The organism is Streptomyces sp. NBC_00310, from assembly GCF_036208085.1.
Taxonomy (GTDB): domain Bacteria; phylum Actinomycetota; class Actinomycetes; order Streptomycetales; family Streptomycetaceae; genus Streptomyces.
The window spans coordinates 6,192,873-6,204,161 of record NZ_CP130714.1 but is presented as its reverse complement, the minus strand read 5'-3'; the positions used below and the strand labels follow the sequence as shown (position 1 = coordinate 6,204,161).

Below are 11,289 nucleotides of genomic sequence, written 5' to 3'. Positions count from 1 at the left end.
AGGGCGGGTGCGCCGTCGTCACCTGTGAGGAGGGTCTGCCCGGGTCCGTCTCAGGTACTACGGGTAGGGCGTGGGCGGCGTCCGTGGATCCGCCGGTGGCGTCCGTTCAGTAGCCCGTGGGGCGGACCAGGCCCGATTCGTAGGCGAAGACCGCGGCCTGGGTGCGGTCGCGGAGGCCCAGTTTGACCAGGATGCGGCCCACGTGGGTCTTCACGGTCTGTTCGGCGACGACGAGACGCTGGGCGATCTCGGCGTTGGACAGGCCCTGCGCGATCAGGCTGAGCACCTCGGTCTCCCGCTCCGTCAGATCACCGACGCGAGCCTTGAGGGGGGCACGGGGTGTGGTGCCGAGGCGGGAGAACTCGGCGATGAGGCGGCGGGTGATGCCGGGTGCGAGCAGCGCGTCGCCCGCCGCGATGACCCGTACCGCCTCGGCGAGCTGGTCGGCGGAGGCGTCCTTGAGGAGGAAGCCGGACGCGCCGGCGCGCAGGGCCTCGTAGACGTACTCGTCGAGGTCGAAGGTGGTGAGGACGAGGACTCTGATGTGCGGGTGCTCGGTGGTGATGCGGTGGGTGGCCTCGATGCCGCCGAGCTCGGGCATGCGGATGTCCATCAGGACGACGTCCGGGGCGAGTTCGGTGACCTTGTCGATCGCGTCGAGGCCGTGCACCGCCTGGCCGACGACGTCGATGTCGGGCTGGGTGTTGAGCAGCACCGAGAAGCCCTGCCGGACCATCTGCTGGTCGTCGGCGATCAGTACGCGGATGGTGCTGCTCGTCATGGACTCTGTTCTCCTGTCGTGTCCGGTGCGAGCTCCGAGGGCTCGCCGCCGGGGTCGCCGTTGCGGGGGAGGAAGGCCACGACGGCGAAACCGCCGTGGGAGGTCTCGGTCGCCATGAGCGTGCCACCGAGCATCGCGGCACGCTCACGCATGCCGAGGAGCCCGTGGCCGGCGCCCAGGGACGGCGGGGCCTCGCGGGCGGGACGGGAGTTGATGACCCGTACCTGCAGACCGCGCGGGAAGTGGGTGAGCTCCACCCGAACGGTCGACCCGGGCGCGTGCCGCAGGGCGTTGCTGAGGGCCTCCTGCACTATCCGGTACGCCGACAGCTCCACGCCCGGCGGCAGCGGCCTCTCCTCGCCGTGGATCTCGGTGACGACGGCCAGGCCGGCCGCGCGGGTGTTGTCGATGAGCGCGTCGAGACGGTCCAGGGTGGGCTGCGGGGCGTGCGGGGCGGTGCCCTCGGCCGCGGCCGCTATCCCGTGCGGGTCGTCGGGGTCCGCGTCCGGTGGGTTCTCGGAGCGCAGTACGCCGAGGACGCGGCGGAGTTCGGTGAGGGCCTCCAGCGCGTTCTGCCGGATGCCGTGGAGGTTCTCCTTCAACTCCTCGGACGGGTTTTCCACCAGGTGCGGGGCGACCTGGGCCTGGATGGAGATCACCGACATGTGGTGGGCGACCACGTCGTGCAGCTCGCGGGCGATGCGGCTGCGCTCCTCCAGGAGGGTGCGGCGGGCGCGCTCCTCAGCGGTGATGCTGGTCTGCTCGACGAGTTGGGTACGGGCCTCGCGGCGGCCGCGCAGGGCGCTGCCGAGGAGGACGGCACCGACGAAGAAGGCGAGGGCCAGCGGGCTCGTCGACGCGTACGCATGGGAGCCGGCGAGACCCTGCAGGGCGAAGGTGCCCAGCGTGGTCAGCACCAGCACCGCGATCACCACGCGGTTGGGCAGCCGCAGGGCGAGAAGGAAGAGGATGGTCGCGTGGGCGATCAGCCCCATCGGGCTCCATGGCCAGGGCACGTTGGTGTCGATCGTGCCCTGGGGAAGGGGTGTGGTGAGGCCGTCGGTGACTTCGGGGTGCACGGAGCGGGAGTCACGGACGGTCTGCTCGGTGAACAGCCGGGCTCGGACACCGAGAGCCACGACGGTCGTGACGACCGTGGAGGCCCACCACGCCGGTACCGGCCACCAGAGAGCGAGCACCACCGCTGCCGCCTGCGCCAGCGAGCACAACAGCCCGTACTGCGCGCCCAGTTGATAGGTCTCACCCATCTCGTCGAGGTTTCCGAGCATGGTGAGGCCCGCGACGAGGACGACCAGGCCGTGCGGGAGTCGGCGCAGCCGGGCGGAGGGTGGCAGCGGGTGGGGCTTGGCGCTCCACAGGTCCTCGCGCAGCAGCCGTAGTCCTCTGGTCAGCCGCTTCTCCACCGCACTCATTCGCATCAGCCTAGGCATGGCGTGCCGACGGGGTTGGCGTGTTCGGCTGTTGGGGGCTGGTTCGGGGGCGTATCGGCCAAGAGGCCTTCGGTGGTGAGGCCTTCGGTCGTGAAGCCTGCGGTGGTGAGGTCTTCGGTCGCAAGGGCTTCTGTCGTGAGGGCTTCGGTCGTGGGGTTTTCCTCGGGCGGTGGTTCTCGTAGCCGTGGAACGCTGACCGGCAGAGCAGGAGGGCGAGGGTGAAGACCGGGAGCCAGGCGAGGCGGGCCGCCACCCAGGTCAGGTCGTCGGGGAGGGTGTGCAGGCCGGGGAGGCGGCCCGCCGACAGGCCGGTGGCGGTCGTCGCCATCATCGCCGTCTGGTGCCAGAGGAACACGGTCATCGCGGAGAGGTTGACCAGGGCCACCGCCGCCCAGGCCATCGGCCTGCGCCGCAGGGTGCGGCGGAGGGGGCCGCGCAGCAGGAGGGCCAGGCCGCACTGGGCCAGGCCGAAGGTGACGGCGGCCAGGGTGGGTGGGTTCAGGTTGGAGATCCGTGCGCCGGGGACACCGACCATCGACGCCGGATAACCGGCCCAGAGGATCAGGGCCGCCGTCGCCGCCGTGCCGGACACCAGCAGGGTCCAGCCCGCGCGGAGGCGCTCCAGTTCGCCCCGGGTCCAGGCCGCGCCCAGGGTGTACGGGACCATCCAGCCGGCGGCCAGATTGATCCAGCCGAGGCCCTCGGGGCCGCCGAGGCCGAAGCGGATGAGGTCCACGTGGAGGACGACGGCCAGCGGCCAGAGCGGGTTGAGGCGGGTCAGGAGTGGGGTTGCCGCCGTCAGGGCTGCGAAGACCAGGAGGAACCACAGCGGGGACAGGGCCAGTTTCAGCAGGGTGTGGACCGTGTCGATGCGGGTGCCTGTGGCCAGGAGGGTGATCGTGATCGCGGTCCAGAGGGTCAGGAGGGCGGCGACCGGGAGGAACAGGCGGGTCAGGCGGGTGCGGAGCCATGGGGTGTACGTGGTGCCGTGGGCTCGGGCCGAGGTGTAGCTCTTCGTGGCTACGTGGCCGCCTACCAGGAAGAAGACGGCGAGGGTCTGGAAGAGCCAGGAGATGGGGGCCAGTTGGGGCATGTGTTGGAGGGGGCTGGTGGTGTGGAGGGTGTTGCCGTCCGCGACCAGGGCGGTTACCAGCCAGTGGCCCAGGATTATGCCGAGTATGGCGAGGGCTCGGAGGGCGTCCACTGCGCGGTCTCGGTGGGGTGGGGTGGCGGTGTTGATGTGGTGGGTGGCTCGGCGTAGGGCGTTGCGTGGGGTTCGTGCGGGTGCGTGGGGGTGCCGTCGGCCTTCGGCCGGGTTTGGTTTCCCACCCGCACCGCCCGTGCGGGAATCGTGGTCGGGTGCGGGTGGCCCCTGTGGGGGTCGAGCGCCGTCGGCGACTGCGGCTCGCACTTCGGCCGCATCCCGGACTCCGGCTCGGCTCCCGACTCCTGCCCCTGCTCCCGCTCCCGCTCCCGTTCCCGGAGTGTGTGCAGCCGTTGGCATGGGGGTGTTGTCACGCATGGGATACCTCCGAAGGGGCGCCCTGGGCTATGTGGGCGAGGTTGTTGAGGGAGGTGGAGTGGGGGGTGAAGTAGTCGCTGTGGCCGGCGGGGCCCGCGGTGAAGACGTGGGCGCCGAAGGAGGGGGAGGTGGGGTCGGGGCCGAAGCCGAGGGTGGTGCCGAAGAGGTCGGCTCGGGTGTGGGGGACCATGCCGATCCAGTCGTCCGCGCCTCGGGCCGCCCACACGCGTGCCGAGGTGTGCAGGGCGGCCGCGCTGTCCGCGCCTGTGCCGGGGCTGCCGATCAGGGCCATGTCGTCGATGTCGTCGAGATCGGTGGCGGCGCGGGCGCACACGACCGAGCCGTAGGAGTGGCACAGGAGAGCTATGCCGGTGGAGTCGCCCACCAGGCCTCGTAGTTCGCGGATGAACGTGCGGAGGTGGGGCGCCGCCCGGTCGGCTCGGGTGGGGGTGAGGGCCGTCGTGCTGATGGTTCCGGGTGTTTCGTAGCCGAGCCAGGCGATCACCGCCGTGTCCGGGCCCGTGCGGTCGTGCAGGGCCAGCGCGGCTTTGTGGAGGCGGCCGTAGGTGTCCAGGCTCGTGTCCGAACCAGGAACCAGGATCGCTATGCGGTCGGCTTTCAGCAGGTCGCCCAGGACTTCCACGGCCTGGCCCGGGCCCCGGCCGTCGAACGTCAGGAGTTGCCGGCCGGGTTCCGCCATCCAGCGGTCCGTCGCAGCTCGGCTTCGGTCGCCGTGGGCGTCGGCCATGCGGGCCGCCTCCGCGGCGTTCACGCGGTTGGCCTCGTACGTCGACCGGAGTGTCGTCGGGGTCGGCGGGGCGAGTGATGCCGGGGGTGGGGCGGGGATCCGCGGCCTGGCCGCGGCGGAGAGGGGAACGATGACGGCCGTGGCCACCAACAGGGCGAGGAACGTTCGGCGTAGCCGGGCCGACCAAGGGGTTCGAGACCAGGGGGTGGAGCGGCGAGGGCCTGTCGGTGTGGCGGCCGATGAGAGTGCGGGTGCGGGTGCGGGTGCGCTCGCAGGTGGGGGTGGCCCGGGCTGTGCTTGCGGGTGCGAGGGGCTGCGTTCCGTGGGTGGCCGGAGGTCTGCCTCCGGCCATGTCGCGACCCCCATGCCACCCGCCCCTTCCCGTTCGCGCCGCCCGTCCGTCGGGCCGCTCTGGGAAGGAAGTTATGGATCGGAGGTCGTGGTCGGCGTCACGCCAGGGAGCTCACCTGGGATGTAGCTCTCAGGTACTACGGGTATCAGCGGGGAGGGGTGAGGGCCGTGGTGCGGGGGCTCGCCGGGGCGCCATTCACCAGGCCAGTTGTGCGATTTCCTCCACCACCACCGCGCACGCGTCCGCCGCCGGATCGATGAGGGGGAAGTGGCCCACCTCCTCCAGCAGGGTCAGACCCACGACCTCGCCCGCCTTGGCCGCGGCGTCGGCGTACGCCTCGGCGACGGCCTGGGGGACGACGATGTCGGCGCGGCCCTGTACGAGGGTGGTGGCGATGCCGGTCGGGAGCAGGAGCGCGGGGTCGGCGTAGGGGCGGCGCTCGGTGAACTTGTCCTGCCCGCCTAGGAGTTGGGCGGTCGCGCCACCACAGACGTCGAGCTTCTCGGCGACGGCGAAGTCGGCGATCGGGGCCAGGGCGACGACGCCGCGGAGGGGGGCGGGACGGGGGGTACGCCACGGAGCGTCGGCCGGGAGCACGTGGCGGCCGGCGGCCCACAGGGCGAGGTGACCACCGGCGGAGTGGCCGGTGAGGACCGTGCGGCGGGGGTCTGCCTGGGGCAGGGCCCGGCCTACGAGGGCGGGGAGGGCGTCGAGGGCTGCGGCGATGTCGTCGAACGTCTCCGGCCAGCGTCCTGCGATCGGGCCCGGGGTGCCGGTGGGTCCGGTCCGGGTGGGAAGTGAGCTTCCCCTTCTGTACTCGACGTTGGCCACCGCGAAGCCGTGGCGGGCCAGGAAGTCGGCGAAGGGGGTGATGTGGTGGCGGTCGTAGGGGGCGCGCCAGGCGCCGCCGTGCAGGACTACGACGAGGGGGGCGGTGCCGGTGGCCGCGGTGGCGGCTGTGGATGCGAATGCGGCCGCGTCGGGCTCGGAGGGTATGGCCGTACCCGGGGCGGTGCGGGGGGCGTAGAAGTCGATCACCTGGTCCGGGTGGTCGCCGTAGGCGGCCGTGATGTCGGGGGCGATCGGGGGGTGCGAGAAGGCGGATGCCTCTTCGGCGGCATCGCGGGCTGCGGCGTCGTCGTCCGGCATGCGCCAACCTCTCGGGGGTGAAACGGATTTGGAAGGGTTTGGGTGGGCGGGTCCCTGGGAGGGGGACGCCTGCCGTTGGCGGGGACGGTATCAGGCGGGTGACGTGCGCTGACACGGGGATGTGACGCCGGGTCAGAGAGGCGGGGCGGGGTAGCGGGGGCGGGGTGGGAACGGGTCCGGGACGGGACGGAAACGGAGCGGGACGGGAAGGGACGGGAGGGAGGGAGGGAGGGAAGGGAGGGAAGGGGCCCGGCGCCGAGACTGGGGCTGGGCGGGGGCGGGTTTCGCTCACCGGCGCTTGCCGGGTGCCGCCTGCGCCCACCCCTGCCGCCCCCAGCGGCACGACTGCCCGCAGGTGGGGACGGTGTGCCGCCGCAGCGGCACGACTGCCCGCGGCTGGGACGACCGGGCCACAAGATCTCCCTCTCCCCCCCCCGTGCCCCTACCCCATCGACTTCAACGTCTCCCCCAGCACCCGAGCCGCTCGCTCCGCGTCCGCGAAGCCGACGTAGAGCGGGGTGAAGCCGAAGCGGAGGACGTCGGGGTGGCGGAAGTCGCCGATGACGCCCTGGTGGATGAGGCGTTTCATGACGTCGCCGGCGTCGTCGCAGCGGAGGGCGACCTGGCTGCCGCGTTCCGCGTGGGCGGTCGGCGTGAGGGACTCGACACGGCCTTCGGGGGCGTACGCCGACACGCAGCGCAGGAAGAAGTCCGTCAGGGCCAGGGACTTGGCGCGGACCGACTCGATCGTCACCCCCACCTCTTCGGCGGCGCCCCCGCCCCTCCCCCCGTACCAGACGTCAAGTGCCGCCTCCAGCGCCAGCATGGACAGGATGTCAGGTGTGCCGACGCGGCCCCGCGGCGCGCCCGTGGCCGGCTCGTACGACGGGTGCATGGCGAAAGGCCGGGCGTGGGAGGTCCAGCCGGGGAGGGGGGAGTCGAAGTGCGGCTGGAGGTCGTGGCGGACGTAGAGGTAGGCCGGGGAACCGGGGCCGCCGTTGAGATATTTGTAGGTGCAACCGACCGCCAGGTCGACCCCGTGTTCGTCGAGGCCGACAGGGAGGGCGCCCGCGCTGTGGCAGAGGTCCCAGACGACGCGGGCGCCGACCCCGTGGACCGCCGCCGTCAGGGCGGGGAGGTCGTGGAGGCGGCCGGTGCGGTAGTCGACGTGGTTGAGCAGGACGGCGGCCGTACGGTCGCTCAGGGCGGCCGGCACCTCCGCCGGGGTCACCGGACGCAGCGTGCGGCCCGTCATACGGGCCGCGGACTCGGCGATGTAGCCGTCCGTCGGGAACGTCGTCGCGTCGACCAGGATCTCGTCACGGCGGCCGTCGCCGGCCTCGTCCGCCATGCGTACCGCCGCCACGACCGCCTTGAAGACGTTGACGCTCGTGGAGTCGCCGACCACGATCTGGCCTGGCGCCGCGCCCACCAGCGGAGCGATGCGGTCACCGATCCGCTCGGGCGCGGTCCACCAGCCGCTCTCGTCCCAGGAACGGATGCGCAGTTCGCCCCACTCGCGGTACACGACGTCCGTGAGCCGGCCGGGAACGGACACCGGCAGCGCGCCGAGCGAGTTGCCGTCGAGGTACACGGCGTCGTCGAGGACGAAGCGGGTGCGCAGGCCGGACAGTTCGTCGGCCGCGTCCAACTCCCTTGCGAGGGAGGTCAGTTCAGTGCCGAGTGCGGTGGTTTCAGACATGGGAGCGCGCCGTCCACAGCTCGGGGAAGACGTTCTTCCGGGCGCGCTTCTCCAGCCAGGCCACGCCGGCGGAACCGCCCGTGCCGGCCTTGGAGCCCATCGCGCGGCGGGTGGAGACGAGGTGGTCGTTGCGCCAGCGCCAGACGAGTTCGGCGACATCGGTCAACGCCTCGCCGAGACGGGCGAGTTCGTGGTCCGGGTCGCCGGAATACAGCTCGGTCCACACCTCCTCGACCTCGGCGGAGGGCTCGTACCGCTGGGAGACGTCACGGCCTACGACGGACTCGGGGATCGCGTAACCGCGGCGGGCCAGGAGCCGCAGCACCTCGTCGTAGAGGCTGGGCTCGTGCAGCGCCTTCTCCAGTTCGGCGTGGACGCGGGGGGCGCCCCGGTGCGGTACGAGCATGGAGGCGGACTTCTCACCGAGCAGGAACTCCATCCGGCGGTACATCGCCGACTGGAATCCGGAGCCCTCGCCGAGAGCGGCACGGTAGGAGTTGAACTGGCCCGGGGTGAGCTGGGCGAGCGGGCGCCAGGAGGCGTTCAGGGCCTCCAGTTCGCGTACGGAACGCTTCAGCGCGTCCCTCGCGGTCGCCACGTCGTCGCCCCGGATCGCCGAGGTCGCGGTCTCCCACTCGTGCACGATGACGGTGAACCACAGCTCCATGACCTGGGTGGTCACCAGGAAGACCATCTCCCCGGGGTCGTCGGAGAGGGGGTGCTGGAGGTGGGTGAGGACGTCCGCCTGGACGTAGTCCTCGTACGGGGTCGTTCCCTGGAAGTCGAGATGCGGGGTCTCGGGCTCCGAAGCCTCGTGGGGCTGAGCCGTAAGGGACATCGCTGTCTCCTGTTGTGTACTCCGGGTAGCGGTCCGCCCCTGCCGAATTCCGACACGGGGGCCCCGGTCCCCACTCGCATGTTCGGCGATATCCCCCCGCACCGCAAGGTCCGCCTGGTCACACCAGGCGGACCTGCACGAACAACCCCTCGGGTCAGCTCAGCCCAGTGTCTGCGCCGCCGTCGGGGAGGAGTCCTTCAGGAACTGGGAGCAGCGCTCGTACTCCTCCTGCTCGCCGATCTCTCCCGCGGCACGGGCGAGGGCGTGCAGGGCGCGCAGGAAGCCCCGGTTCGGCTCGTGCTCCAAGGAAAATGGTGGATGATGTACACGAGAACGTGAGGGGGCACGGTATGACCGAACAGGAGTGGCTGGACAGCCTCGCGGCCCAGCTGCCTGAGCGGGACCTGGAGTGGGTGGTGGAGCTTGCCAGGATTTGCTCCACGGAGTGGACGGGGAACAAGGCTCCGACAGGGGAGACTCCTCCACAACAAACGGATTGAGGTCCCGGCGTGATCTTGCGCGGTGATTCCGGACGCTTCTTCAGTGTCCGGAACCAATCGGTCAGGGCACGTGCGACGCGATGCGCGGTCTTTTCGCTGATGCCCCGTGCGGCTTCGTCCGCTCGCGCGTCGCCCTCGCCGCTCCAGCGCGGTCGGCAGAGACGAGGAAGGTTCGTGGGCGTTCCAGCGCATGCCCACCACCCAGTCCGGCTACCGTGCGAGACGGCTGTCGAGCTTGCACAGATGGCAAGGCCGGCCAGCGCTTCAGGCAGTTCGACGAAGGCGTTTTCGCGCGGGCCCCGGTGGCGCAGTTCTTGGAGACCGGCCACGTACGGCAGGCTCTTCGATCGCCCTTGCCACGGAGCCAGAGTTCGCGGAGATTGCGGAAGTCACCAGTGGAAATCCACGGCCAACCGAAACGTACGTCCACTGAGAAACCGGCGGATCGTCCCGATAGACCGAGGCTATGCCGACGTACCCGAGACGTGCACCTCCGCGCCGTTCAACTCTGAAGGCTCGGTTGTCTTCTGGGCGGTGGTGGCGTTGGCGGCAAGGAACGCGCCGGCTGCGGCTGCGGCCTCCTCGCTGGAGTCATAGGTGACATGCTCGGGAGCCTCGTCACCCCGCCCGCTGGCTGCGGTCGCGATCCACCACCAGGTTCCTTCCTCCGCGCGCCAGGTGATGAGGGCCTCTCCGCCGAACGGCTTGACGTGGCTGGGCCCGGTATACGCCTTCTCGTGCCGCACTGGGGACCCGGCTTGCGTTTGTCATCTGAGCACCGGCTCGATGTCCGCCGGGTCGAAGATCGGTCCGTTGGACGCGGGCCTGATGACGACCGCACGGAAGACCTTGAGAACGGCGGCGCGCTGCTGCTCGATCGTCAGCTTCTCCCACCGCTCTCGTATGTCGATGGGACCGGTCGCAAAGGTCGCCGCCTCGGCTCGGTGCAGAGATCGCTCCCGGTGCAGCTCCGCGATCTGCTTCTCCAGGTCCTCGGTGAGCACGATGTAGCGAGCGGCAGACATGCGCTTCTCCTGCCACGCCTGCTTGAACTCGGCCATATCCCGTTCCAGGGAGGCCAGTTGTTCCTCCTTGGTCCATTCCGGCGCACGTTCGCGGACGTTCGCCAGCGCCTTGTCCGAGCTCAGGAACACGGCGTTCCTGATGAGACGGTCGACCGGTTCGCCGGCCCTGGCCACTCCCCCGCATCCCCCGTCGTTCTTACCGGGGCACGCGTACCTGAACTGCGATGACGTCTTCGACTTCCGGTACGACGGGAAGGCCCGCATCTTGGCACCGCACCTTCCGCAGCGAGCGATGCCGGAGAGAAGGTACTTGGTGGCGTAGTCCCGTACGTCCCGCCCCTCCCCTTCCCGCCGAACCTTCTCCTTGAGCAGGTACCAGTCATCGGGGGTGACGATCGGCTCCCAGTCGCCGACGACAGGCTCACCACTCTCGTCCAGGAACAACTCACCCTGGTGCATCCGATATCCGCAGATCCGCGGGTTCATCAGCATCCGCTTGATCTTGGAGTCGTCGAAGAGACCGCCGCTGTGCGACCTCACCCCCTTCTCCCGCCACTCACGCGCGATCGACGCCCAGCGGATGCCGCCCAGGAAGTCCTTCACCGCCTTGCGGAGGTTCTCGGCCTCTTCCGGCACCAGCGTCCTGCGGTCCTCGCGGTTCCATCCGTACGGCGCCCTGCCACCGGGGAGCTTGCCCTGCGCCGCCAGTTCCAGATGTTTGCGCTTCGTACGCCGCGAGGTGTCCGCCGAGGACTTGTTGGCGATGGTGACCTTGATCCGCGCGATGACCCGGCCGTTCTCCGTGGAAAGATCGATATCCGACGCGGATACCGAGTCGAAGACGAGGTGGCGCTTCCGGCGCTCGGCATCCTCGTACTCGTCGATCCACGCCTCCAGTTCACGCGGCTGACGCGTGAAGCGGTCGATGTCCCAGGCGACGACCCCGTCGATCCGCCCGGCCTTGAGGTCTTCCAACATCTGCCGGAACTCCGGGCGGACCGTCTTGCGCTTGTACGCGGAGAGGTCATTGTCCTCGTAGACCTTGGCGACCTCCCACCCCCGGGCAGCGCAGTGCAGTCGGCAGTCCTCTTCCTGCCGTGCGACGCCCAGCCCCTCGGCTTCGTCGTCCTTGCTGATCCGGGTGTAGATGCCCACCTGAATGGCCCCGGAGGACCCCCGCCGTGCCGCCATGCGCCGGATCGTCGCACATCGCGATCAGGT

Annotated in this window: 9 protein-coding genes and 1 pseudogene; all 10 read right to left on the bottom strand. The window is 70.5% G+C overall.

Annotation, left to right across the window (positions count from 1 at the left end):
• Positions 1-106 precede the first annotated feature (106 nt).
• The gene (locus OG202_RS27225; protein ID WP_327728465.1) at positions 107-781 is read right to left on the bottom strand and encodes a response regulator transcription factor; all 675 of its coding nucleotides are present in this window, start codon (positions 779-781) and stop codon (positions 107-109) included.
• Positions 778-2,214, bottom strand: a complete 1,437-nt coding sequence (locus OG202_RS27220) for a sensor histidine kinase (RefSeq protein ID WP_327728466.1) — start codon at positions 2,212-2,214, stop codon at positions 778-780. The genes OG202_RS27225 and OG202_RS27220 overlap by 4 nt, the downstream gene beginning before the upstream one ends.
• A 10-nt stretch (positions 2,215-2,224) precedes the next feature.
• Positions 2,225-3,472 (bottom strand): acyltransferase family protein, encoded by a 1,248-nt coding sequence (locus OG202_RS27215; RefSeq protein ID WP_327732160.1) that lies wholly within the window; start codon positions 3,470-3,472, stop codon positions 2,225-2,227.
• Positions 3,473-3,746: 274 nt separating this feature from the next.
• Positions 3,747-4,526: an alpha/beta hydrolase gene (locus OG202_RS27210; protein WP_443052292.1), complete on the bottom strand. Its 780-nt coding sequence runs from the start codon at positions 4,524-4,526 to the stop codon at positions 3,747-3,749.
• 523 nt (positions 4,527-5,049) lie between these two features.
• Positions 5,050-6,003 (bottom strand): alpha/beta hydrolase, encoded by a 954-nt coding sequence (locus tag OG202_RS27205; RefSeq protein WP_327728467.1) that lies wholly within the window; start codon positions 6,001-6,003, stop codon positions 5,050-5,052.
• Positions 6,004-6,445: 442 nt separating this feature from the next.
• Positions 6,446-7,705 carry a kynureninase gene (gene kynU, locus OG202_RS27200; RefSeq protein ID WP_327728468.1) on the bottom strand — a complete coding sequence of 420 codons (1,260 nt, stop codon included), beginning with the start codon at positions 7,703-7,705 and terminating at the stop codon, positions 6,446-6,448.
• Complete coding sequence (locus tag OG202_RS27195; RefSeq protein WP_326579733.1) at positions 7,698-8,543, bottom strand: tryptophan 2,3-dioxygenase family protein; 846 nt, start codon at positions 8,541-8,543, stop codon at positions 7,698-7,700. The genes kynU and OG202_RS27195 overlap by 8 nt, the downstream gene beginning before the upstream one ends.
• A gap of 159 nt (positions 8,544-8,702) precedes the next feature.
• Positions 8,703-8,864, bottom strand: a pseudogene (locus OG202_RS27190) (DUF3151 family protein); the annotation flags it as partial.
• A gap of 643 nt (positions 8,865-9,507) precedes the next feature.
• The gene (locus OG202_RS27185) at positions 9,508-9,789 is read right to left on the bottom strand and encodes a hypothetical protein (RefSeq protein ID WP_327728469.1); all 282 of its coding nucleotides are present in this window, start codon (positions 9,787-9,789) and stop codon (positions 9,508-9,510) included.
• A 21-nt stretch (positions 9,790-9,810) separates the two neighbouring features.
• Complete coding sequence (locus OG202_RS27180; RefSeq protein WP_327728470.1) at positions 9,811-11,259, bottom strand: recombinase family protein; 1,449 nt, start codon at positions 11,257-11,259, stop codon at positions 9,811-9,813.
• Positions 11,260-11,289: the final 30 nt, after the last annotated feature.

Excerpts from the sequence above, each read along its gene's own strand:
- OG202_RS27225 (WP_327728465.1), bottom strand. The coding sequence starts at position 781 with ATGACGAGCAGCACCATCCGCGTACTGATCGCCGACGACCAGCAGATG.
- OG202_RS27220 (WP_327728466.1), bottom strand. The coding sequence starts at position 2,214 with ATGAGTGCGGTGGAGAAGCGGCTGACCAGAGGACTACGGCTGCTGCGC.
- OG202_RS27205 (WP_327728467.1), bottom strand. The coding sequence starts at position 6,003 with ATGCCGGACGACGACGCCGCAGCCCGCGATGCCGCCGAAGAGGCATCC.
- kynU (WP_327728468.1), bottom strand. The coding sequence starts at position 7,705 with ATGTCTGAAACCACCGCACTCGGCACTGAACTGACCTCCCTCGCAAGG.
- OG202_RS27195 (WP_326579733.1), bottom strand. The coding sequence starts at position 8,543 with ATGTCCCTTACGGCTCAGCCCCACGAGGCTTCGGAGCCCGAGACCCCG.
- OG202_RS27180 (WP_327728470.1), bottom strand. The coding sequence starts at position 11,259 with ATGGCGGCACGGCGGGGGTCCTCCGGGGCCATTCAGGTGGGCATCTAC.